The sequence below is a fragment of the Pseudolysinimonas sp. 10J20-29 genome, from assembly GCF_055809595.1.
The window spans coordinates 1,586,623-1,609,516 of record NZ_CM147917.1; the positions used below are offsets into that span (position 1 = coordinate 1,586,623).

Annotated in this window: 18 protein-coding genes; 5 read left to right on the forward strand and 13 right to left on the reverse strand. The window is 71.7% G+C overall.

The genetic code is table 11. The features are described 5' to 3' along the window. The first annotated feature begins 77 nt into the window (after window positions 1–77). Entirely contained in the window at window positions 78–1,697 is a 1,620-nt protein-coding gene (locus AC0L6Y_RS07765) for an HNH endonuclease signature motif containing protein (protein ID WP_473550437.1), read from the forward strand. A 292-nt stretch (window positions 1,698–1,989) separates the two neighbouring features. After that, entirely contained in the window at window positions 1,990–2,385 is a 396-nt protein-coding gene (locus AC0L6Y_RS07770; RefSeq protein ID WP_473550440.1) for an HsmA family protein, read from the forward strand. Between the two features lie 118 nt (window positions 2,386–2,503). On the opposite strand, the gene AC0L6Y_RS07775 is transcribed toward AC0L6Y_RS07770, so the two are convergent. Next, window positions 2,504–3,742, reverse strand: coding sequence for a metal-dependent hydrolase family protein (locus AC0L6Y_RS07775; RefSeq protein ID WP_473550443.1), 1,239 nt, complete (start codon window positions 3,740–3,742; stop codon window positions 2,504–2,506). Between the two features lie 347 nt (window positions 3,743–4,089). On the opposite strand from AC0L6Y_RS07775, the gene AC0L6Y_RS07780 reads away from it, so the two are divergent. Next, window positions 4,090–4,821: a creatininase family protein gene (locus AC0L6Y_RS07780; protein ID WP_473550446.1), complete on the forward strand. Its 732-nt coding sequence runs from the start codon at window positions 4,090–4,092 to the stop codon at window positions 4,819–4,821. A 353-nt stretch (window positions 4,822–5,174) separates the two neighbouring features. Here the strand turns inward: AC0L6Y_RS07780 and AC0L6Y_RS07785 are convergent, their stop codons facing one another. From AC0L6Y_RS07785 to AC0L6Y_RS07810, 6 genes are all read right to left on the reverse strand, one after another. Then, window positions 5,175–5,987, reverse strand: coding sequence for an amidohydrolase family protein (locus AC0L6Y_RS07785; RefSeq protein WP_473558375.1), 813 nt, complete (start codon window positions 5,985–5,987; stop codon window positions 5,175–5,177). Further along, window positions 5,941–6,582, reverse strand: a complete 642-nt coding sequence (locus AC0L6Y_RS07790) for an amidohydrolase family protein (RefSeq protein ID WP_473550449.1) — start codon at window positions 6,580–6,582, stop codon at window positions 5,941–5,943. Before AC0L6Y_RS07790 ends, AC0L6Y_RS07785 begins: the two co-directional genes overlap by 47 nt. Next, window positions 6,582–7,286 (reverse strand): purine-nucleoside phosphorylase, encoded by a 705-nt coding sequence (gene deoD, locus AC0L6Y_RS07795; RefSeq protein WP_473550452.1) that lies wholly within the window; start codon window positions 7,284–7,286, stop codon window positions 6,582–6,584. Before deoD ends, AC0L6Y_RS07790 begins: the two co-directional genes overlap by 1 nt. Before the next feature lie 24 nt (window positions 7,287–7,310). Beyond that, window positions 7,311–8,987: an ABC transporter permease gene (locus AC0L6Y_RS07800; RefSeq protein WP_473550456.1), complete on the reverse strand. Its 1,677-nt coding sequence runs from the start codon at window positions 8,985–8,987 to the stop codon at window positions 7,311–7,313. Further along, complete coding sequence (locus tag AC0L6Y_RS07805; protein ID WP_473550459.1) at window positions 8,984–9,772, reverse strand: ABC transporter ATP-binding protein; 789 nt, start codon at window positions 9,770–9,772, stop codon at window positions 8,984–8,986. Before AC0L6Y_RS07805 ends, AC0L6Y_RS07800 begins: the two co-directional genes overlap by 4 nt. Before the next feature lie 118 nt (window positions 9,773–9,890). Then, window positions 9,891–10,922 (reverse strand): ABC transporter substrate-binding protein, encoded by a 1,032-nt coding sequence (locus AC0L6Y_RS07810; protein ID WP_473550463.1) that lies wholly within the window; start codon window positions 10,920–10,922, stop codon window positions 9,891–9,893. A 196-nt stretch (window positions 10,923–11,118) separates the two neighbouring features. Here AC0L6Y_RS07810 and AC0L6Y_RS07815 point away from each other — a divergent pair, with 196 nt between their 5' ends. Then, entirely contained in the window at window positions 11,119–12,129 is a 1,011-nt protein-coding gene (locus AC0L6Y_RS07815; protein ID WP_473550466.1) for a LacI family DNA-binding transcriptional regulator, read from the forward strand. 80 nt (window positions 12,130–12,209) lie between these two features. Here AC0L6Y_RS07815 and gatA read toward each other — a convergent pair whose 3' ends face one another. From gatA to AC0L6Y_RS07845, 6 genes are all read right to left on the reverse strand, one after another. Continuing rightward, complete coding sequence (gatA, locus tag AC0L6Y_RS07820) at window positions 12,210–13,676, reverse strand: Asp-tRNA(Asn)/Glu-tRNA(Gln) amidotransferase subunit GatA (protein WP_473558377.1); 1,467 nt, start codon at window positions 13,674–13,676, stop codon at window positions 12,210–12,212. Between the two features lie 44 nt (window positions 13,677–13,720). Next, window positions 13,721–14,020 (reverse strand): Asp-tRNA(Asn)/Glu-tRNA(Gln) amidotransferase subunit GatC, encoded by a 300-nt coding sequence (gene gatC / locus AC0L6Y_RS07825; RefSeq protein WP_473550469.1) that lies wholly within the window; start codon window positions 14,018–14,020, stop codon window positions 13,721–13,723. A 112-nt stretch (window positions 14,021–14,132) separates the two neighbouring features. Further along, entirely contained in the window at window positions 14,133–15,638 is a 1,506-nt protein-coding gene (locus AC0L6Y_RS07830) for an alpha/beta hydrolase (protein ID WP_473550472.1), read from the reverse strand. A gap of 264 nt (window positions 15,639–15,902) precedes the next feature. Then, complete coding sequence (gene ligA, locus AC0L6Y_RS07835) at window positions 15,903–18,278, reverse strand: NAD-dependent DNA ligase LigA (protein ID WP_473550475.1); 2,376 nt, start codon at window positions 18,276–18,278, stop codon at window positions 15,903–15,905. A gap of 39 nt (window positions 18,279–18,317) precedes the next feature. Continuing rightward, a complete protein-coding gene (gene mnmA, locus AC0L6Y_RS07840) occupies window positions 18,318–19,457 on the reverse strand; it encodes a tRNA 2-thiouridine(34) synthase MnmA (protein WP_473550477.1) in 1,140 nt (379 codons plus the stop codon). A 155-nt stretch (window positions 19,458–19,612) separates the two neighbouring features. Next, window positions 19,613–20,803 (reverse strand): cysteine desulfurase family protein, encoded by a 1,191-nt coding sequence (locus AC0L6Y_RS07845; RefSeq protein ID WP_473550480.1) that lies wholly within the window; start codon window positions 20,801–20,803, stop codon window positions 19,613–19,615. Window positions 20,804–20,822: 19 nt separating this feature from the next. On the opposite strand from AC0L6Y_RS07845, the gene glgX reads away from it, so the two are divergent. Further along, window positions 20,823–22,874 (forward strand): glycogen debranching protein GlgX, encoded by a 2,052-nt coding sequence (gene glgX, locus AC0L6Y_RS07850; RefSeq protein ID WP_473550483.1) that lies wholly within the window; start codon window positions 20,823–20,825, stop codon window positions 22,872–22,874. The last annotated feature ends 20 nt before the right edge of the window (window positions 22,875–22,894 follow it).

A 22,894-nucleotide genomic window follows, 5' to 3' on the forward strand; every position in this document is an offset into this window, starting at 1 on the left:
CGTCGTCTCCTCCACAGGCCCGGTTTCCCGAAGAACTTGTACTAGTACATATCTTCGAATCTTGGAAGAATTGCCGCATGACGACGACCACCTTCCCCGCCTTCGCGGACCCGACGGTGCCCTTCGTCGCCCCCACGCCCTCGTCCTTCGGCGACCTGAGCGACGACGCGGTGGTCGACCTGCAACGCACCCTCGGCGAGCTGCGGCGCCGCGTGGACGCGGTGTCGTCGGCGGTCGCCGGAGAGCTGGCCCGCCGCTCGCGGCACGACCTCGGATTCGAGGGACTCGCACAGCGCCTCGGCGCCCGGACGCCCGAGGCGCTGATCGCACGGGTCACCGGAGCGTCAACGCGCGAGGCCGCGGCGCTCGTCCGGGTCGGTTCTCTGGTCGCCGACGCGGAGCAATTCGAGTCGCGGCCCACCGGCGACGGTGAGAGCCCATCCGGGCTGCTCGGCGACGCGGAGCCGACGGCCGACGGTGGCACGGGCTCGGGCTCGGGCACAGACTCGGACGCGGGTTCGAGTTGGTGCTCCGGCTCAGGCTCGACCCCGACGCCGTGGCTGCATCCGGTGGCCCACGCCGTCAACGCCGGGCGACTCTCGGTCGGCGCGGCCGACGCGATCCGCACCGCGCTTCGCGCGCCGGGTCCCGAAGTGAGCGCAGCGGCACTCGACGACGTCGTGGCCGCGCTGATCGCCGAGGCAGGAACCCTCACCCCCGAACAGCTCGCCGCGCGTGCGCGCGATGCGCGGGCCGCGCTCGACGAGGCGAGCGTGCAAGACCGCGAAAGACAGCTCCGCGAGCGCCGGTACCTGCGGTTCGTGCCGCAGCCCGACGGGATGACACGGGTGCACGGCCTGCTCGACCCTGAGTCGGCGGCGATCGTCGTCGCCTCGGTCGATGCCGCCACGTCTCCCCGGCGCGGCGGTCCGCGCTTCGTCGACAGCGCCTCGATTGCCCGCCGCGCCGGGCGAGATGGCGGCTGGGGGCATTCAGAGCGCTCAGAGCGCTCGGCCGCTGATGCCTCCGCGACTGAGGCGACCGCAAGTGGACCCACCGCCTCTGACCTCACGGCGGCCGAGCGCGCCGAACGGCTCGTTCGCGACCCTCGCGCGACCGACCAGATCGCACTCGACGCGCTCGTCGAACTGATTCGTCTCGGAACGACGGCCGACGACGGCACGGTCCTCGGCGCTCGCACCCCCGCCGTGCGGGTGCTCGTCACCGACGCCGATCTGGCCCGCCGCCGCGGATCCGGACACCTCGAAGGGCAGAGCGCACCGATCTCGATCCCCTCCGTCGAACGCCGCATCTGCGCCGACGGCACGGTGCCGATCCACTTCGACTCCGGCGGCCAGGTCGTCAACGTCGGGCGCGATCAGCGGCTGTTCACCGCCCGACAGCGCATCGGCCTTGCCGCGCGCGATGGCGGATGCCGATTCCCCGGATGCGAGAGACCGCCCACCTGGTGCGAAGCGCATCACATCGTGCCCTGGCATCGAGAACACGGGCGGACGGACATCTCGGACGGTGTTCTGCTGTGCCGGCACCATCACCTGCTCGTGCACGACAACGGCTGGCGCATCACGCGCGACGGAGCGAACTACTCGGCGATCCCGCCACGAACACTCGACCCCGCCCAGCACCCGATCCCGATGCCGTCGCGCAGCCCCGTCGCACGCCGCCTCGCGGGGTGAGGTGCTGCCGCGCACGCTGAGTCGCGATCTCGCTGGTTGAGCCGCCGCGCCGCGGTCTGAGTCTCCGCCGCGCACCATCCAGCCGAGTGAGCTCCCACCTCGCGAGCTGATCTACCGCCCCGCAGGCTGAACCTCCGCCACGCGCCGTGCCGCCGGGTGAGCTGCCACCGCGGGCGGACGTGCGGGTGGCGATCGGGTCGGCCGCCTAAGGCGCGCGCAGATGACGGCCGCGGGCCGCACCGCGGGACTTCGGTCCCTATGCGACAGGGTGAGCGTCCCTCAGAGTGGGCTCATGCTGATTCCCGCCATTGTGCTCATCACCGCCGCGCTCATCTTCTACTCGATCGGAGTCTGGGCCGAGCGGATCCGTCGCGACCTCCGCCCCTGGCACGCCGTGTTCTTCGGACTCGGCCTCGTCAGCGACGTCACCGCGACCCTGATGATGACGCAGATCGCCGCCAGCAGCCCCGACACCGACACCGGCGTCGCGGCCGTGCTCGGCACCGTGATGGCGATCACCGGCACAATCGCGATCCTGCTGATGGCCGTTCACCTGGTCTGGGCGATCGTCGTCCTCGTGCGCAACCGCCCCCACGAGCGCCAGAGCTTCCACAAGTTCTCGGTCGTCGTCTGGGCGATCTGGCTGATCCCGTACCTCGCCGGCGCGATCGGCGCCAACATCGGCTGACCCCGCCTGGGGGCCGGCGGCCGGGCGCGCCCCGAGCGGAATACGCTCGGGCGCTGCTCGACTGCTCGGCTGCTCGGCTGCTCGGCTGCTCGGCTGCTCGGCCGCTAGCCGTTAGCCGTTAGCCCGGCAGCGTGCCCGCGACGACCTGACCGGCCGCGACGACGGCGACGATGTTCGACGTGTGCAGGTCGTCGATGCGCTCCCACGGCCGACCGCGCAGCACCACGAAGTCGGCGGCCGCGCCCTCGCGCAGCGTGCCGACGGTGTCGCCCCAGCCGATGGCGGCGGCAGCCCGCGAGGTCGCCGACTGCAGGGCGCGCTCCGGCGACCAGCCGAAGATCTCGGTCATCCGCCGGATCTCCTCCATCTGATCGCCGAACGCGACGTGAGCACCGTTGGCGTCGGTTCCGAGTACGAAATCGACACCGGATTCGGCCGCGGCCCGCAGCAGCGCGTCGCGCCGCACGACGAGTTCCTGCGCCTTCTCCGCCTGCTCGGCGTTCGCCGCCACACCCTGCGCGATGCGGTTGTTGATCAGCAGCGTCGGGGCGACGGTCACGCCGAGCTCCACCAGCCGGGATGACTGCGCGGGTTCCAGCAGCGTGCCGTGCTCGATCGAGTCGACACCGGCATCCAGCGCGCGGTCGACGCCCGCCGCCGTGTGAGCGTGGGCGGCGACCCGCATGCCGAGGGCGTGCGCTTCGTCGACGATCGCCTCGAGCTCGGCGTCGGTGTGGTTGCGCCATTCCGCCTTGTCGCCCACGGAGAGCACCCCGCCGCTCGTCGCGATCTTGATGCCGTCAGCCCCGGCGCGCGCCCAGTGGCGCACGAGAGCGCGGCAGGCGTCCGGACCGTCGGCGACCGGCTTGCGGTCCGTGACCGCGGGAGGCGTGAACAGGTCGCCGTGACCCGCCGTCATGCTGACCATGCCGTGCGCGAGCACACGCGGTCCGGTGACGAGCCCCGCACGCAGCGCGCGGGCGAGCGAGAACTGAACCTCGTCGGCCGACAGGTCGCGCACCGTCGTCACGCCGCCGCGGAGGGCGCGCTGCGCGTGGGCGAGCCCGTGCAGCACCTGCTCCTCCGGACGCGTCGTGAGCGGCCAGCTGAGGAAGTCGGCGGGCTGATCGGAGGCGTTGCCGACCAGGTGCACATGCGTGTCGATGAGCCCCGGGATGACCGTGAGCGCCGACTCCTCGACTTCCGCGGGCCCCGCGGACGCCTCGACCGCGGTGAGCCGACCCGACTCCCAGCCGACGCGATTCACGCCGCGGTAGGTGGTGCCGTCCCAGAGGTGAACGCCGTCGAGGGCGCCAGTCGTCTCGCGGGCGGTGTCGCGGGTTTTCATGCTGCTCATAGTCATATCCTCTCGTGGCCGGGTCCGGGCCGGCAGTTGACGACGGCGCGGTGTTCCGCGCGGGCAAGGGTGGGGCGCACGGCCAGCGACGAACACACGGCGAACACGGGGCGCACGACCAGCAGCGGACACGTAGCGAAGACGGCGCGCGCGACCAACGACGGACACGCGGCGAACGCGGCGCGCACGACCAGCGACGGACGCGCGGCGAGCAACGGACGTGCGGCGAACGACGGGCGCGAGAGCCCCCGCCCCACGGCGCCGCCACGATCACCCGCGCTGGGTACTCTGGAAGCGCGCCGCACCGTCGGGGCGAACACCCCGACCGCCGGACTGGAGCTCCCCTGATGATCGACGCCTACCGCACCCCCGGGACCGACGTCGCCGCCCACCTGCGCGCCGGAAACGGTCTGGCGCTGCTGCCGTTCGGCGCGCTCGAGATGCACGGCGCGCACCTGCCGCTCGGAACCGACACCGCCGCCGCCCTCGAGGTCGCACGACGTCTGGCCGAGCAGTTCGATGCGGTGCTGCTGCCGCCGGTCCACTACGGCGAGACCTGGCTGACCTCCGGGTATCCCGGCACGGTGTCGCTGGCGCCCGACACCGTCACCGCGATCGCGACCGACATCGGGCGCTCGCTCGCCGCGACCGGCGCGCGCCTGTACGTGATCGTCAACGGCGATTTCGGCAACCGCGCCCCGCTGCACGCCGCCGCCCGCACGCTCACCGACGAGGGCGTCATCCGCGCCGTCGTGCTCGACTACCCGGGCATGGATGCGGCGATCGCCGAGGTGCGCGAGGCCCCGTCGGCGCACCCGATGATCGCGCACGCCGAAGAGGCCGAGACGAGCACGATGCTCGCGCTCGACCCCGAGACGGTGCGCACGGATCGCTACGCCGCCGACTACCCGGAGTTTCCCGACGACTTCGGTCAGCGCCCGATTCGCCTCGACGAGATCTCGACGACCGGCGTCTTCGGCGATCCGAGCCACTCGAGCGCGGCCAAGGGCGAGCACATCCTCGCCGGCACGGTCGCCGGCTGCGCCGCCGAGATCGAACGGCTCCTCGCCGACGACTAGCCGCGCCGGAGCGCCGCGGAGCCGTCCGGTTCGGCAACCGGCGACGGCGCGCGACCCGCTCGCGACGGGGCAGTGACGCCCACGGCCCGCGCGGTCACGTGGCGGCGCGCCGGCCAGGTGGCGTGGGGGCGGGCTGTCCAGGTGGCGTGAGGGCGGGCCGGCCAGGTGGCGTGGGGGCGTGCCGGCACGCGGGCGCACGCGGTCGCCGCCGAACGTCGACCCGCGTCTCGCTGGCCAGGATTCTGGCGCGCTGGCCTGTTGGTGTGAGCGGCCGCCGTCGAACGTGAGTCCGCGCCCCGCCGGGTGGCGCGGTGGCGTGCCGGCAGCGGGCCGAACCCAGTCGCCGCCGGACGTCACGCCTGATAGTCCTGGATGCTCGTGCCGTGGCTGCGGTCGGTTAGGCGCGCGAGCCGCGGCTGCAGCTCGGCGACGATCGCCTCGACGTCGACGGTGAGCAGTTGGCGATCGCGCATCAGCACGCGTCCGTCGACGATCGTCGTCTCGATGTCGTCGCTGCGTCCGCTGTAGACGAGCGCCGCCGCCAGGTCGTGGATCGGCTGCAGACGCGGCGCCCCCAGATCGACGACGAGCAGGTCGGCCCGGTAGCCGGGCGCGACACGACCGACGACCCCGGCGAGCCCGACGGCGGCCGCGCTCTGCGTGGTCGCGTGATCGAGCACCGCACGAGCGGTCAGGTACGAGGGGTCGGCCTCGGTCGCCTTCTGCACGAGCGCGAAGTACGTCATGCTCTCCCAGACGTCGAGCGTGTTGTTCGACGCGGCACCGTCGGTCGCAAGCCCCACAGGCACCCCGGCGGCCGCGAGCAGCCGCGCCGGCGTGGTGGCGAAGCCGTGCTTCAGGTAACCCTTCGGCGCACTGCCGAAGCCGACGCGACCGGCCTCTGCCGCCGCGCGCAGCGCCGGAACATCCTCGGGGACGACCCCGATTCCGTGCGCGATCAGCGTGCGCGCCTCCAGCAGTCCCGAGCGCTCGAGCACCTGGATCGGGGTGAGCCCGGTGCGCTCCAGGCTGTGCCGGGTCTGCTCGCGGCTCTCGGCGGCGTGCACGTGCACGAGCAGGTCGTGCTCGATGGCGGTGCGAGCGGTCGCGGCGAGGTCCTCATCGGCGACCGTGTACGGCGCGTGCGGCGCGAGCGCCGTCGTGATGCGCCCCTCGGCTGCCCCGCGCCACTCGAGCGCGAAGTCGAGCGAGCGCTCCGAGCCCCGCGGGACCGTCGGTCGAGAAGAACGTGTCGCCGAGCACCCCGCGCAGGCCCGTCTCAGCGGTGACCTTCGCGATCCGGTCCATCGAGAAGTAGTGGTCGGCGAACGTCGTCACCCCGGCGCGGATCATCTCGGCCGCTGCCAGCCGGGTGGCGAGCTCGACGTCGTCCGGGGTGAGGTTGACCTCCATCGGCCAGATCAGCTCGTTGAACCAGCGCTCGGCGGGCACGTCTTCGGCGACCCCGCGGAACATCACCATCGGGGCATGGCTGTGGCAGTTGATGAACCCGGGCATGACGAGACGCCCGCGCCCGTCGATGACCTCGGCCTCGGCCTCGGCGCCCGCGGCGATCTCGGCACCGGCCGTCGGCTCGACGGCGACGATCACGCCGTCGCGAACGACGACGTCCTGATGCTCATCGAAGCGGATGCTTCCCTCGGCATGACCCAGGACGGTCGCGTCGCGGATCAGCAGGTCGCGTCCGCCCGCGGGCGCGGCGACGTCGCGCGGACTGAGGCGAGCGGACGCGTCGCTCATCAGGCGAGCGAGGCGAGCGCGAACTCGACCATGGTCTGGAAGGTCTTCTCGCGGTCCTCCGCGCTCATCTCCTCAGTCTTCAGCACGTGGTCGCTGACGGTTCCGAGCATGAGCGCCTCGACGCCTTCCGCCGCCGCCACGGCGTAGAGCGCCGCCGCTTCCATCTCGACCGCGACCGTGCCGTGCGCCGCCAGCTTGATGGCGAGCTCCGGGTCGGGCTGGTAGAAGGCATCCGTCGTGAAGACCGGGCCCACATAGAGCTGCGTGCTCTCGCGCTCACCGAATTCGACGGCCTTGCGCAGCAGCGGGAAGCTCGGCGCGTGGCTGAAGTTCACACCCGGGATGCGCGCCGCGGTCATCGCGGAGTCGGTGTGAGCGGCGGAGGCGGCCACCACATCCCCGAGCTTCAGGTAGTCCTGCGCTCCGCCCATGGTGCCGACGCGCACGATGCGCTTGACGCCGTAGTGGCGGATCAGCTCGGTCGCGTAGATCGTCATCGACGGCATGCCCATACCGGAGGCCATGACCGAGATCGGGCGCCCCTGGTAGGTGCCGGTGTAGCCGACGATGCCGCGCACCTCGGTGACCAGGCGCGGGTTCTCGAAGTACTGCTCGGCGATCAGGGTCGCGCGGCGCGGGTCGCCCGGCATGAGGACGTCGGGGGCGAAGTCGCCGTCGGCAGCGCCGATGTGAGGAGTAGGCATGGGGTGTTCCTTTCGATGGGGCGCTCAGGCGAGCTGAGTGGGGGCGAAGCGCGCCAGCACGGCGCGCTCGGCAACACTGACGAGGCTGTAGAAGACGAGCGAGACCGCGGTGAGCACGGCCGCGCCGGCCCACAGTCCGGTGTAGTCGGAGTACACGCGCGAGACGACGATGTAGTAGCCGAGACCGTCCCCGGTCGCCAGCCATTCGGCGAGGGTCGCGGCGAGCACGGCGGTCGGCGCGGCGATGCGCGCGGAGGCGAAGATCGCGGGCAGGGTCGCCGGCAGCTGCAGGCGCCACAGGGTGCTGAGCCGCGACGAGTCGTAGCTGCGCAGCAGCAGCATCGCGTCGCGCGGCACGCGGTCGAGGCCCGAGCGCGTGTTGGCCAGGGTCGGGAAGAAGGTGACGATCGCGGTGATCACGACCACTCCCCCGAGCCCGCGGCCGAAGGCGAGGATCAGCACCGGGATCAGAGCGATGATGGGCACCGAGCGCAGGGCGACCGCGACGGGCGTGAACACCGTCTCGACAAGCGGGAAGAGCGCGAACAGGATCGCGGCCCCGACTCCGAGCACCAGCCCGGCGATGTAGCCGACGCCCGCGTGCAGCAGCGTCTCGCCGAGAGCGGTGAGGAGCACGTCGCGGTTCGCGGCCGCCTCGGGGATCGTGACGAGGTAGTTGAAGACGTCGACCGGGGTCTTGCCGACGAAATTGGAGACGTCGAAGACGATCAGGTAGAGCCACCAGGCCGACAGCACGACGACGATCGAGCCGAGCACCCACGCGACCGCGTTCACGAGTCGGCGAACGGGCGTGCCGGTCACGGGCTTCGCCACAGCCGTCGATGCCGTGAGACTCGTCGACCACGGCACCAGCACCCGACCGAGCATGCCCAGCAGGGCATACGGCACGGCGGCCATGAGCGTCGCCACGACGGCGACCGCGTAGACCTGGGCCTGGTTGAGCATCTGCAGGCCGTTGATCAGCACCACGCCGAGTCCGCTGCTGGAGCCGATGAACTCGCCGAAGATCGCGCCGAGCGTCGCGGCCGCGGCACCGATCTGAAGGCCGGTGATGACCGCCGGAACCGAGGACGGCAGGCGCACGAAGCGGAGCGCCGCGAACAGGCCGCCGCCCCAGGCGCGCACCATGGTGAGCGAGCCGCCCTCGGCCGAGCGCAGCCCGAGCATGGTGCCGACGAGCGTGGTGAAGAACACCGCGAGCGCCGCCAGGATGACCTTGGCGAGGTCGGGCTCGAAGCTGAGCTGCAGCAGCGGCATCACCGCGACGAGCGGAAGCACGTGGATGGTGAGCGCGAGACGCAGGAACAGGTTCTCGGCCGCGCGGAACTGCACGAACAGGATTCCGGCCACGATCGCGGCAAGATTGCCGAACAGCCAGCCGCGCACCGCCACCCACGCCGTGGTGGCGAAGTTGCGCAGATACAGCTCGGGGCGCTCGAAGAACTCGGCGACGATCTCGGTCGGCGGCGCGAGCACGCCGAGGCGCGCGAGCCCCATGCGGGCGGCCGCCTCCCACACCACGAGCAGCGCGAGACTGATCAGGGCGGTCGCGGCCCAGCGCGGGAACGGCGCTCGGCGGCCGGTCGGTCGCGGCGAGCGGCGCGCCGAACCCGCGATGCCGGCGGCAGCGGGATCCGTCGTCGCCGGCTCGGCCACGTCGCGGGGCCTGCTCGAGCTCACGCCGCGCTCCCCGCAGAGTCGTTCGAGGCGCCGTGCAGCATCACGCTGAGCTGATCGCACACCTCGTGGAACTCGGGGCTGGTGAGCAGTTCGCGGCGACGCGGCCGCGGGAAGTCGATCTCGACCTCGCCGACGATCCGGCCGGGGCGCGGCGACATGACGACGACGCGGTCGGCGAGGAACGCGGCCTCGGAGATCGAGTGGGTGACGAGCAGCGTCGTGGCCGAGGTGGCCGTCCAGAGCCGCTGCAGCTCCTCGTTGAGGCGCTGCCGGGTGATCTCGTCGAGCGCGCCGAAGGGCTCGTCGAGCAGAAGGATGTCGGGCGAGGTGGACAGCGCGCGAGCGATCGCGACGCGCTGGCGCATGCCGCCGGAGAGCTGACCCGGGCGGGCATCCGCGAAGTCGTCCAGCCCGATGAGCGAGATGAGCGCATCCACGCGGGCGGAGGAGATCGGGGTGCCCATCACCTGTCCGGGCAGCCGGATGTTGTCGCGGACCGAGCGCCACGGCAGCAGCGAGGGGTCCTGCAGGGCGAGCCCCAGGCGGTGCGAGGTGCGGATCGCGTGCGGCGTCTCGCCGTGGATCGTCGCGGTGCCGGAGGACTCCTGCTCGAGATCGGCGAGGATCCGCAGGATGGTCGACTTGCCGCAGCCGGAGGGGCCGAGGAGCACCGTGAAGGACCCCCGCGGAACGGAGAGCGAGACGTCGTCGAGTGCGAGCACATCCGACTTTCGACTCGTGAATCGCTTGCTGAGCTGGGTCAGCTCGAAGCCGCTCTCGTTCACGCGGGGGTCCTCCTCGGTTCAGGGGTGTGATTCGGTGGTCGTCGGGCGACGACCTGTCAAGCCGGACGACTCGACGGGGTCAGGCGGCGCGCCGGGTCGACGCGCCGCCTCGACGCGACTACTCGATGGTCGACGCGCCGTCGTAGATCTCTTCCAGCAGCGAGGTGTCGAAGACGCTGTCGTCCATCTCGATGCCGAGCGCGTGCACGGTCTCGACGTTCGATGCGATGTCCTCGGCGCCCATCCAGAGCAGACCGTTCGCCTCGGTCACCGGAGTGATGAGGATGTCGTACTGGCGGATCGCCTGCTTGGTCTGCGCCTCGATCGTGAGGCCGGTGTCGGCACCGTACTCGTTGACCGCGAGCTCGACCGCGAGGGTCGGGTCGGCGACGAAGTCCTGCCAGCCCTTGATCTCGGCGGTGAGGAAGCCGATGATCGCGTCGCGCTTGGTCTCGAGCGTGTCGCGGGTGACGACGTACACCTGCGCGTAGATGTTCAGGTTGTAGTCGGCCAGCAGCATGGTCTCGGGGACGAGGCCCGCCTCTTCGACCGCGATCGGCTGCTCGGTGTAGAACACGTACTGCGCGTCGACCTCACCGCTGAGCAGCGGCGAGACGTCGAAGCCGATCGGCACGATCTCGGTGGCGGAGACGTCGATGCCGTTCACGTCGACGAAGGCGTCGTGGGTGGCGGTGTCGCCGAGCGGCACGCCGATGCGGGCGCCGGCGATGTCGTCGGGCTCGGTGACGGGGTTGCTGTCGAGCGAGAGGAGCGCCAGCGGGCTCTTCTGGAATCCGGCCGCGACGATCACGAGGTCGGCGCCGGCCGCGTTGGCACGCGCCACGAAGTCGGTGTTGGTCACGGCGATGTCGGCCGCGCCGGACTCGAGCAGGGCCATGCCGTCGACCTCGGGGCCGCCGGGCAGGATCTCGAGGTCGACACCCTCCGCCTCGAAGTAGCCCTCCTCGGCGGCGACGTAGGTGCCGCCGAACTGGACCATGGGAATCCAGGAGGTCTGGTAGCTGAGCGAGGTGAGCTCGGCGTCGTCATCGGTCGCGGTCGCGCAGCCCGCAAGCAGGGCAGTGGCGGAGACGACGGCGGCGGCGGCGAGCCCGGCGCGCCGAAGTCGGGAAGAGGTGCGGTGTGTCATGCGTACGGTCCTTGTCATCGGGGACATTGTCAGGGGTGTGATGCAAAACGTGTTGCGTGGTTCTTGCGCCGAACCTATGTCGCCGCCGTGTCGACCAGATTTCTCAATGTTTCCGGCGCGTAAAATGAGCCTCGCTGATACAAAACCGTTTTGCAAATTGGGCAAGTCTCGCCTCGCGCTGCGGTAATCTCGCAGCGTGGAGAGCCCGACCCCGAGACGCTGGACGATGCAGCAGATCGCTGACGCCGCCGGCGTCAGCACCACCACCGTGTCGCACACGATCTCGGGCAAGCGCCCGGTGAACCCCGAGACGGCGGCACGCGTGCGGCAGCTGATTGAGCAGTTCGAGTACGTTCCCAACTCGGGCGCCGTGCGACTGCAGTCCGGCCGAAGCGGCGTGATCGCTCTCGCCGTGCCGGACATCGCCCACTGGTATTTCGGGCGCATCGCGCGCGGCGTCGAACTCGCCGCGGATGCCGCCGACTACGGCCTGATCGTCTGCTCCACCGTCAACGCGGATCCGCGCCGCGAGAAGCGCTACGTGAACCTGCTGCGAACGCGCGCCGCCGACGGCCTCGTCTACACCTCAAGCCGCTCGAACACCGACATAGACGACCTGGTGCGGCACGCGCGGACGGCTCCGCTGGTCTTCGCCGACGAAGCCGTGCCCTCGCTCAGCGAGGTGCCCTCGGTGAGCTCGACCCTCGCCGAGGGAGCGCGCACCGCCGCGGCCCACCTGGCGGCACTCGGACACACCCGTGCGGTCGTCATCGCCGGCTACCCGAGCCTCGCCTCCACGGTCGAGCGTCGCGACGCGTTCCGCGAGTTCTTCCCCCGCGCCCTGACCCTCTACGGCGACTTCGAGCACGAGTCCGGCTACGCGATCGTGTCGGACCTGCTGGCCAACGGGGTCACGTTCACCTGCATCTTCGCCCACAACGACCTGATGGCCCTCGGGGCGATCCGTCGCCTGCGCGAGGAGGGGCTGCGCGTGCCGGAGGACGTCTCGGTCGTCGGGTTCGACGATGTGGACGTGGCCTCGCTCGTCTCCCCCGGCCTCACCACGGTGCGCAAGGACCTCGTCGAGACCGGCCGTCAGGCGGGCAAGCTGCTGATCGCCCAGCTCGAGGGCGAGCCCGAGGTGGAGTCGGTCGTGCTGCCGGTGGAGCTCATCGTGCGCGAGACGACGGCGCCCGTCGCCGGGTAGCCGCGGCTCCCAGCGCACCCGACCGCTCCCGCGGCGGGGATCAGCCATCGACCCGTGCGCCGACCGCGCTCGCGGACCCGCTAGCCGAGGCTCGGCGCGCGACTCAGCAGCGGCGCACCCCAGCTCTCGACGAGCGACTGCTCGAGCGCCGCGCCGACCGTGTAGAGGCGGGCGTCCTGCCGTGCCGGCGCCATGAACTGGATGCCGACCGGCAGCCCGTCCTCGGGCGCGAGCCCGGCCGGGATCGAGATCCCGGGCACGCCGGCCAGGTTCGCCGGAATCGTCGTCAGGTCGTTCAGGTACATGGCGAGCGGGTCGTCGAGCTTCTCACCCAGTTTGAACGCGGTGGTCGGCGCCGACGGCGTCGCCAGCACGTCGCACTGCTCGAAGGCGGCGTCGAAGTCGCGCTGGATCAGCGTGCGCACCTTCTGCGCGCTGCCGTAGTACGCGTCGTAGTAGCCGGCGCTCAGCGCGTAGGTGCCGAGGATCACGCGGCGCTTCACCTCGGGGCCGAAGCCCGCCTCGCGCGTCGCCGCCATCACGTCCTCGACGGTGCCTCCGGGCACCTCGACGCGCATGCCGAAACGGACCGAGTCGAACTTGGCGAGGTTGCTCGACGCCTCCGCCGGGAGGATCAGGTAGTACGCCGAGATCGCGTACTCGAAGCTCGGAGCGCTCACCTCGACGAGTTCGGCGCCCTGCGCCTCGAGCGCCGCGAGCGACTCGTGGAAGCGCTGCAGCACACCCGACTGGAAGCCCTGCGACTCCTGCGACATCTCCTTCAAGACGCCGATCTTCAGGCCCTTGACGGCGCCCTCGCGGTGTCCGGCGCGCGCCGCGTCGGCGAACGAGGGCCAGGCATCCGGAATCGACGTCGAGTCGCGCGGGTCGTGCCCGCCGATCACGTCGTGCAGCAGTCCGGCGTCGAGCACGGTGCGGGTCACGGGACCCACCTGGTCGAGCGAGGAGGCAAGCGCGATCGCGCCGTAGCGCGACACTCCGCCGTAGGTGGGCTTCATGCCGACGGTTCCCGTCACGGCGCCCGGCTGACGGATCGATCCGCCGGTGTCGGAGCCGAGCGCGAGCGGAGCCTCGAAGGCGGCGACGGCCGCGGCCGAGCCGCCGCCGGAGCCGCCGGGGATCCGGTCGAGATCCCAGGGGTTGCGCGTCGGCCCGTAGGCGGAGTGCTCGGTCGAGGAGCCCATCGCGAACTCGTCCATGTTGGTCTTGCCGAGCGGCACCAGTCCGGCGGCGCGCAGGCGCGCGACGACCGTGGCGTCGTACGGCGGAACCCAGCCCTCAAGGATCTTGGAGCCCGCGGTGGAGGGCATGTCGAGGGTGCAGAGCACGTCCTTGATCGCCACCGGCACGCCAGCGAGCTCGGGCAGCGTCTCCCCCGCGGCACGGCGCGCGTCGATCGCGGCGGCCGTCTCGAGCGCGGCGTCGTTCACGTGCAGGTAGGAGTGCACGTCGCCCTCGACGGCGGCGATCCGGTCGAGGTGGGCCTGGGTGGCGTCGACGCTCGACACCTCACCGGATGCCAGCATCCCCGCGAGCTCGGCGGCGGTCGCGCGCGTCAGATCGGCGGCGCTCACTGCTCTTCTCCCAGGATCGCGCTGACCTTGAACCGGGATCCGTCGTGCGCGGGTGCCCCGGAGAGAGCCTGCTCGGTCGTGAGCGTCTCGCCGACGACGTCGGGACGCGTGACCATGCCGAGCGCGATCGGGTGGCTCGTGGCGGGCACGTCGGGCGTGGCGACCTCGCTGACCTTGGCCACCGAGTCGACGATCGCACCGAGCTCTTCGGTCAGGTGACCGATCTCGTCTTCGGTCAAGCCGATCCGGGCGAGGTGGGCCAGATGGCGCACCACCTCGGGGGTAATTTCAGACACAGACAACTCCGGACGATCAACGGCGGATGCGCTTTGCGGGACGCCTCCAGTCTATTCGGGCGCGGGGCGCGCCTCGCGCCGCCGGCCGCGCCTCACCGGCGCCCGACCGGGCTCAGAGCGAGCCGACCTGCTTTCCGACCGCGTACTCGGTTCCATCGGAGCCGGCCGCGATCACCAGATCGGTGCGGTCGATGCCGATGAGGGCGAGATTGCGGAACGACTCACCGCCCGGGGTGAAGTAGTCGTTGTGGCTGAAGGCGCTGCCGAGCGCCTCGCCGGTGATCGGGTCGGTCGCGCCGTCGACGGCGAAGTGGTTCGCCCCGTACGCCTCGCTCGCGGGCTGACTTCCGAAGACTCCGGTCGACGGGATCGGGTCCCAGGGCGCCACGCCGACCCACACGTTCGCGTTGCGCACGTGGAGCTCGCTGACGGTCTTCGCCGGGCTTCCCGGCGAGCCGAGCAGCGCCAGTGCGTCCACCGTGACGTCGTTCTCCTCGAGCGCGAGCAGCGCCGCCGTCGAACCGTAGGAGTGCGCGAACACCGAGACGAACGCGCCGGTCGGCCGCAGTGCGTCGAAGCCCTGAAGCGCCGAGGTGAGCGTGTCGCGGCCTTCGCGGGCCAGATCCATGGAGGCCACGTTGAGCAGCGACGGGGTGCGGTAGCCGATCCAGGAGATCGTGGCGGCCTCCTGCACAGGCCCGGCTCCCTCGACGAAGGCGTCGACCGAGCCCTCGGCAGCGGTGCTCCCCGAGTCGGCGAGGCGCGACAGCCACTCGTTCTGCTCGACGGCCAGCGCATCCGCCATCTCGGTCCAGGCCACCAGCTGCGCGTCGACGCCGAAGAACATGCCGGGGACGAGGTAGCTGACGTAGTCGGCGCTCTCGAGCGAGCCGATGCCGATCGCGGCCCGGCCGTCGTCCATCGTGTCGAGGAGGATGAGCGTGCGCGGCAGCCCCGAGTCGCCGGGTTCGAGCGCGGCGACGATCTGCTCGAGCATGTGAAGACGGGTCTCCAGCTCGGCGGCCTCCGCGCGACCGGGCTGCTCGGCGAGGCGCGTCTCGATCTCGTCGACGGCCGCGCTCAGCCGCGCGCGGTTCGCGGTGTCGCGCGCCGCGTATTCGATGCCGTCGAGCCCTCCGACCAGCTCGGGGGCGACGTCGATGAGCGCCGCGCGCTCCGTCTCGGCGGTCGACTCCCACCAGAGCACCACCTCGCTCGCGCGCGGGGGCGCGGCGAGCATCTCGGCGATGACCGTCGGGTTCTCGGCGACGAACAGCTCAAGCTCGACCTTGGGGAGTGCGGACAGCTGGCTCAGCAGGGCCACCCCGCGCAGGTTGGCGATCGAGGTCGACTGCCCGACCCCGACGACCGCGCGCGGTCCGATGAACGGGTCCGGCGAGCCGATCCACGGCGAATCGGATCCGACGCCGGCCGCGGTGGGCGCGGCGCCGGTCAGCATCGACTCGAATGCGAGCCGGTCGGCCGACGAGGCGGCGGGGGCGACCGCGGAGGTGACGGCGGATGCCGGGGAGGCGGCAGCGGCACGGTCGAGCATGCCGAATGCCTCGGCGACGCCGGTAACGGCCGCCGAGGTAGTGAGGATTGCGGTGATCTCCACCAGCAAGACGGTTGTCCCCTCGCCCCAGCGTGCGGTCGGGTCCCTAGAAATCTTCTATGACCGCACGGGTGCATTCTATGGTCCGAATGCACCCCGAATGGGGGCCGAATGTGTCCGATTTGTGAATTTGTTCGATATACCCGCGTTTGTACCCCAAACGGGGGGCAGAAAACCGTGTCTTGCCTGGGAATCCCTGGTCAGACTGCCCCACGCGACACGCCGTCGGGCGCCCGGTGTCCTCCGAAAGGAGGAGGGACTCCTCGGCTACGGGGCCTCGTCGAGCGCCGCGGGGCCGCCTTCGACCAGCAGCGCGAACTGGGCGGCATCCAGGACGCGGATGCCCAGCTCCTCCGCCTTCTGCAGCTTCGAGCCGGCGCCCGGCCCGGCCGCCACGAAATCGGTCTTCTTGCTCACGCTCGAGGCGGCCTTGCCTCCGGCGCGAATGATCGCCTCCTGCGCCCCCTCGCGGGTGAATCCGTCGAGCGATCCCGTCGCGACCACCGTGAGACCGGCCAGCGGCCCGTCGGCCGACGCGGCATTTCCGGGGCCCGGATGCCCGGGCACCGCGAACGGCACACCCGCGGCCGCCCAGCGCTCCACGATCTCGCGGTGCCAGTCGACCTCGAACCAGGCGAGCACGGCCTCGGCGATGATGTCGCCCACGCCGTCGACCGCCGCGAGCTCCTCGCGCGAGGCCGCCCGGATCGCGTCGAGCGAGCCGAACCACCCGGCCAGCGCGCGCGCCGCGACCGGCCCGACGTGCCGGATGTTGAGCGAGACGAGGAAGCGCCAGAGGTCCTTCGACTTCGCCGCCTGGATGTTGGCGAGCATCTCGCCCGCGACCTTCGACGGCACGTACTCGGCGTCGCCGAACCAGTCGTCGCCGCTGGCGCTCGGGTCGAACTCGGGGTCGGCGCTCTTGCCGCCTTTCTTGCGCTGACGCCGGAACGGGGTGTCGGTCTTGACTCGGATCACGACCCCGTCGGCGGTCGTGATGTCGCGGCCCGGCTCCCCCGGGTCCACCTGCTTGGGCAGGCCCGTCTCGGAGTCGCGCACGATGACCTCGATCGGGAAGATGTCATCGATCCGCAGGTCGAAGAGCCCCGCCTCGGTGGGCAGCGGCGGCGCGGACGGGTGCAGCGGCTGGGTGAGCGCGGCGGCCGCGACCTCGCCCATCGCCTCGATGTCGAGGCCGCCGCGGCTGGCGATGTGCTCGACCCGACCGCGCACCTGCGCCGGGCAGGTGCGGGCGTTCGGGCAGCGCAGGTCGACGTCGCCCTCCTTCGCCGGGGCGAGCGGCGTGCCGCACTCCGGGCAGTTCGCGGGCATGACGAACTCGCGCTCGGTGCCGTCGCGCAGTTCGACCACCGGGCCGAGCACCTCGGGGATGACGTCGCCGGCCTTGCGCAGCACGACCGTGTCGCCGATCAGCACGCCCTTGAGCTTGACCACGTCCTGGTTGTGAAGGGTCGCCTGGCGCACCTCGCTGCCCGCGACCCGCACCTTCTCCATGACCGCGTACGGCGTCGCGCGGCCGGTGCGCCCGACGCTGACGACGATGTCGAGCAGCTTCGTGTTGACCTGCTCCGGCGGGTACTTGTAGGCGATCGCCCAGCGCGGCGCCCGGCTGGTCGCCCCCAGCTCGTCGTGCAGCGCGAGCTCGTCGACCTTGACGACGATGCCGTCGATCTCGTGCTCGACCGGGTGCTCCTTCGTGCCCTGCCGGTGCTCGCCGTAGTGCGCGATGAAGTCGGCCGCGGCCTCGGCCGTGTCCCGCACCTCGAAGTGACGGCTCGTCGGCAGCCCCCAGCGCGCGAGCAGCGCGTACACCTCGCTCTGGCTGCCCACCGCGCTGCCGTCATCGGCCCGCGGGTCCGGCCAGGCGCCGATGCCGTGCACGAGAAGCTCCAGGCGGGCGATGCGGGCGCGCATCCGCTCGAGCGCCTCCGCGCTCTTGCCCTCCTCCTTCTGCCGCAGGCTCCCCGAGGCGGCGTTGCGCGGATTGGCGAACACGCGCTCCCCCGCCTCGACCTGGGCCGCGTTGAGCTGCTCGAACGCCTCGACCGGGAAGAACACCTCGCCGCGCACCTCGACGAGCGGCGGCGGGCTGTCGGTGTCGAGCCGGGTCGGGATGCTCGCGATGTAGCGCACGTTCTCGGTGACGTCTTCGCCGACGACGCCGTCGCCACGGGTGGCGGCGCTCACCAGCCGCCCGTTCTGGTAGCGCAGGTTAAGCGCGAGCCCGTCGATCTTCAGCTCGCAGAGGTACCGGATGCCGCGACCGGCGAGACGCTCGACGCGCGCCGCCCACTCGAGGAACTCCTCGCGGCTGAACACGTTGTCGAGGCTCAGCATGCGCTCGGCGTGGGTGACCGGGTCGAACAGCGAGGTCTGGGCCCGACCGCCGACCGTCTGGGTGGGGCTGTCCTGCCCCTGCAGCTCGGGGAAGGCGTGCTCGATCGCCTCGAGCCGGTGCATGAGCGCGTCGTACTCGGCGTCGCTCGCGACGGCCGCATCGTGCGCGTAGTAGTCCTCCCGCAGCGCCAGGATGCGCTCCGTGAGTTCGGCGGCCTCGTCGCGCGCCGCCTCCAGGCTCAGACTCTCGACGTCGGTCGTTTCCAGCTCGTCTGCCACGCTCACAGCCTAGATCCGAGGGCCGACGCTCGCGCGGTCCCTGCCCTAGGAAGCGGGGGCGCCCGCGCCGACCGGCACCGCGCTCACGGTGCGATCGATCGTGCACTGCCCGAGCACGCGGGTGCCGACGTAGAGCACCGCCGTCTGCCCGGGGGCGACGCCGTCGAGCGGCTCGAGCACCCGCACCACCAGCTCATCGGCAGCATCGCCGTCGCGGCGCACGACGCGCGCCTCGGCCGCGACCGGGTCGCCGTGCGCGCGCACCTGCACCTGGCAGTCGAACCAGCTCTCCGCATCCGCCGGCGGCTGCCCCGCCCAGGTGTGCTTGACGCCGGCGAGCTCCGAGATCGCAAGCGCCTCCTTCGGGCCGACCACGACCTCGTTGGTCTTCGGGCGCACCTCGAGTACGAAGCGGGGACGGCCGTCCGGGCTCGGGTAGCCGATGTTGAGGCCCTTGCGCTGGCCGACCGTGAAGGCCGCCGCGCCCGCGTGCGTTCCCAGGCGGTTGCCCTCGCGGTCGAGGATGTCGCCGTCCTCGGCGCCGACCTTGTCGGCGAGCCAGCCCCGGGTGTCGCCGTCGGGGATGAAGCAGATGTCGTGGCTGTCGGGCTTGTTGGCGACGGTCAGCCCGCGCTGAGCGGCCTCCGCGCGCACCTCGTCCTTCGACGGGGTCGCCCCCAGCGGGAACCATGAGTGGGCGAGCTGCTCGGCGGTCAGCACCCCGAGCACGTAGGACTGGTCCTTCGCCCAGGTGGCGGCGCGGTGCAGCTCGCGGTGGCCCTCGGCGTCCTCCCGGATGTCGGCGTAGTGCCCGGTGACGACCGCATCGAAGCCGAGCGCGAGCGCCTTCTCGAGCACCGCGGCGAACTTGATGCGCTCGTTGCAGCGCATGCAGGGGTTCGGGGTGCGGCCGGCCTGATACTCGGCGATGAAGTCGTCGACGACGTCCTCGGCGAAGCGCTCCGAGAAGTCCCAGACGTAGAAGGGGATGCCCAGCAGGTTGGCGGCGCGACGCGCGTCGAGCGCGTCCTCGACGGTGCAGCATCCGCGGGAGCCGGTCCGCAGCGTGCCGCGCTGCCGGCTGAGCGCGAGGTGCACGCCGACGACCTCGTGCCCGGCGTCGACCGCGCGCGCGGCCGCCACGGCGCTGTCGACGCCGCCGCTCATCGCCGCAAGAACCTTCATGCCCCCAGGGTACGGGAGCCGGGCCGGACGCACCGGGTGAGCCCGGCCGGGGCGGGGCGGTGCCGGTGCCGGTGCGGTGCCGCGGCGAGCGCCGCGGGGTCGGCGCGAGCGAGGTGGCCGGGGCGAACTCAGCGCGGCGGGCGGCCGGGGCGAACTCAGCGCGGCGGCCCGCCGAGGCGCGGGGCGCGCCCCGCGAGCCCCGCCTCGCGCGCCTGCGCGACCACGCGAGGAAGAACGGCGAGCACCCGATCGATGTCGGCGTCGGTGGTCTCCTCGCCGAGGGTGAAGCGCAGCGCGCCGCGCGCGGTCGACTCATCGAAGCCCATCGCGAGCACGACGTGCGAGGGCTCGGGAACGCCCGCCTGGCACGCCGAGCCGGTCGACACCTGGATGCCTTCGAGGTCGAGCAGGAACAGCAGCGAGTCGCCCTCGCAGCCCTCGAAGGTGAGGTGGGCGTTGCCCGGCAGCCGGCTCGCGGGATCCGCGTCGCCGCGCAGCGCGGCCCCGGGAACGGTGTCGAGGATGCCCGCGACCAGCCGATCGCGTCGCGACGCCAGCGCGGCGGCGCGCGAGCCGAGATCGGCGGTGGCGAGCTCGGCGGCGAGTCCGAAGGCGGCCGCACCCGCGGCGTCCTGGGTGCCCGAACGGGCCCGCTGCTGGTTGCCGCCGTGCTGCAGCGGCTCGAGCACGGTGGAGCGAGCGACGTAGAGGGCGCCGATGCCGACCGGTCCGCCGATCTTGTGCGCCGAGACGCTCACGGCCGCGGCCGGCACCGCGCGCACGTCGATCGGCACCTGCCCGAAGGCGGCGATGGCGTCGAGATGCACCGGCACGCTGTGCGCCGCGGCGAGCGCCACGATCTCCTCCACCGGCTGCAGCGTGCCGACCTCATTGTTGGCCCACAGCGCCGTGACGAGCGCGATCGTCTCGGGGTCGCGCGCGAGCGCCGCCTCCAGCGCATCCAGTCGGATGCGGCCGACCTCGTCGACCGGGATCCACTCGAGCTCGGCGCCCTCGTGCTGCTCGAGCCACTGCACGCTGTCGAGGGTGGCGTGGTGCTCGGCCCGCGTGGTCAGGATGCGCCGGCGCGGCGCGCGCGCCCAGTAGAGGCCCTTGACGCCCAGATTGACGGCCTCGGTGCCGCCCCCGGTGAACACGATCTCGACCGCATCCGCGCCGATCGCCGCGGCGACGCGCTCGCGCCCGTGCTCCAGCACATCGCGGGCGTGCTGCCCCGCCGCGTGGATCGACGACGGGTTCCCGACCTCGCCGAGCGCGTCCAGGAGCACGGCCCGCACCTCGGGCGGCATGGGAGCGGTTGCCGCGTGGTCAAGATAGATGCCCATGGGTCCTAACCTAGAACGCATGTCACCCCACGAGACCCCGGCGCCCCTGGGTGTGCGGCGCGCCGACGGCGGCGGCGAGCTTCGGGTCTGGAGCGCGAATGCGACCGCGTTGGAGCTGTGCCTGTTCGACGCGACCGATCGCGACTGGGTGACCTCGACCGTGCCGATGGTGCGCGATGAGGACGGCGTCTGGAGCGCGACGAGCCCCGAGCTGACGACGGGCACCTACTACTCGGTGCGGGCGACGGGACCGAGCGGCCCGCGTCACGCCTTCGACGCCGGGCGCGACCTGATCGACCCGTACGCGCGGGGACTCGCGCGCAGCACGCGGGGCGAATGGCGCTCGTTCGTGACCGACGAGGACTTCGACTGGGGCGGCGTGGCGAAGCCCCGCGTGCCGATGGACCACACCGTGATCTACGAGGCGCACGTCAAGGGCCTCACCAAGCTGAACCCGGAGCTCCCGGAGGAGCTGCGCGGCACCTACGCGGGCCTCGCCCACGACAGCACGATCGCCTACCTGAAGGATCTCGGCGTCACCGCCGTCGAACTGCTGCCGGTGCACCAGTCGGTGAGCGAAGAGCGCCTGCAGAAGATGGGCCTGGTCAACTACTGGGGCTACAACACCCTCAACTTCTTCACCCCGCACGCCGGCTACGCCTCGCGCTCGGCGCAGACCGGCGGCGCGGGTGCGGTGCTGCGCGAGTTCAAGGGCATGGTGCGCCGACTGCACGAGGCCGGCCTCGAGGTCATCCTCGACGTCGTCTACAACCACACCGCCGAGGAGGGCCCGGGCGGCCCGACCTCGAGCTTCCGCGGTCTCGACAACTCCAGCTACTACCGGCAGGACGAGCGCGGTCACTACATCGACGTCACCGGATGCGGCAACACCCTCGACTTCTCGAACCCGGTCGCGCAGCGCCTGGTGCTGGATTCGCTGCGCTACTGGGCGAACGACGTCCAGGTCGACGGCTTCCGCTTCGACCTCGCCGCGACCCTGGGCCGCGACGGCGACGTCGAGTTCCAGCGCGACCACCCGCTGCTGGCCGCGATCATCGACGACCCGGCGCTGCGCGACGTGAAGATGATCGCCGAACCGTGGGATGTGGGGCTGGGCGGCTGGCAGGTCGGCAACTTCCCCGACGGCTACTCGGAGTGGAACGACGGCTACCGCGACCGGATGCGCAACTTCTGGCTGCGCGACATCGCCGCCGCGCGCCACACCGACGGCCTCCCGAGCGAGGGCATCGGCTCTCTCGCCCGCCGCCTCGCCGGATCGAATCACGTCTTCTCGATCGAGCGCGGTCCGCTCGCGAGCGTCAACTTCATCACCGCGCACGACGGCTTCACCGCCGCCGACCTGGTCGCCTACAACGACAAGCACAACCTGGGCAACGGCGAAGACAACCGCGACGGCTCGAACGACAACAAGTCCTTCAACCACGGCGTCGAGGGCCGCACGAGCGATCCGGAGATCCTGCGCACGCGCCGCCGCGCGATCCGCAATCTGCTCGGCACCCTGCTGCTGAGCGCGGGCGTGCCGATGATCACCGCGGGCGACGAGTTCGGGCGCACCCAGCGCGGCAACAACAACGCCTATTGCCACGACAGCGAGCTGACCTGGATGGCCTGGGATCGAGAGCCCTGGCAGCAGGAGCTCCATGCCGTGGTGCGCGAGCTGACGCGACTGCGACGCGAGAACCCGGCGCTGCGCCCGGTGCGCTTCGGCCGCTGGGGCGAGACCACGCCGAGCGCCTCGCAGATGGACTGGTACAACAAGCAGGGCCTCGCGATGAGCGAGGCGGACTGGGACTCCCCCGCCGAGCGCACCCTGCAGTACCTGGCGGCGTCCACCCCCGAGCACGAGTCGTCGAATCGCATCCTGCTGGTCGTGCACGGTCTCGAGACCGACGTGACGGTCACCCTGCCCGAGCACGACGGGGTGAGCGGCTACACGCTGCTCTGGGACTCCGTCCACGAGGACGTCGCCGATCGCGCGGAGGAGTTCGTGCCCGGCCACGACCTCGAGGTCGGCCCCACCTCGATGAAGCTGTTCCGCGCGCACGACTGACGGCGGATGCGCCGACGCCG

What these genes read in the sequence shown, in the direction of transcription:
- AC0L6Y_RS07765 (WP_473550437.1), top strand. Translation starts at nt 78, where the DNA reads ATGACGACGACCACCTTCCCCGCCTTCGCGGACCCGACGGTGCCCTTC.
- AC0L6Y_RS07770 (WP_473550440.1), top strand. Translation starts at nt 1,990, where the DNA reads ATGCTGATTCCCGCCATTGTGCTCATCACCGCCGCGCTCATCTTCTAC.
- AC0L6Y_RS07775 (WP_473550443.1), bottom strand. Translation starts at nt 3,742, where the DNA reads ATGAGCAGCATGAAAACCCGCGACACCGCCCGCGAGACGACTGGCGCC.
- AC0L6Y_RS07780 (WP_473550446.1), top strand. Translation starts at nt 4,090, where the DNA reads ATGATCGACGCCTACCGCACCCCCGGGACCGACGTCGCCGCCCACCTG.
- AC0L6Y_RS07790 (WP_473550449.1), bottom strand. Translation starts at nt 6,582, where the DNA reads ATGAGCGACGCGTCCGCTCGCCTCAGTCCGCGCGACGTCGCCGCGCCC.
- deoD (WP_473550452.1), bottom strand. Translation starts at nt 7,286, where the DNA reads ATGCCTACTCCTCACATCGGCGCTGCCGACGGCGACTTCGCCCCCGAC.
- AC0L6Y_RS07810 (WP_473550463.1), bottom strand. Translation starts at nt 10,922, where the DNA reads ATGACACACCGCACCTCTTCCCGACTTCGGCGCGCCGGGCTCGCCGCC.
- gatA (WP_473558377.1), bottom strand. Translation starts at nt 13,676, where the DNA reads ATGCTGGCATCCGGTGAGGTGTCGAGCGTCGACGCCACCCAGGCCCAC.
- mnmA (WP_473550477.1), bottom strand. Translation starts at nt 19,457, where the DNA reads ATGAAGGTTCTTGCGGCGATGAGCGGCGGCGTCGACAGCGCCGTGGCG.
- AC0L6Y_RS07845 (WP_473550480.1), bottom strand. Translation starts at nt 20,803, where the DNA reads ATGGGCATCTATCTTGACCACGCGGCAACCGCTCCCATGCCGCCCGAG.
- glgX (WP_473550483.1), top strand. Translation starts at nt 20,823, where the DNA reads ATGTCACCCCACGAGACCCCGGCGCCCCTGGGTGTGCGGCGCGCCGAC.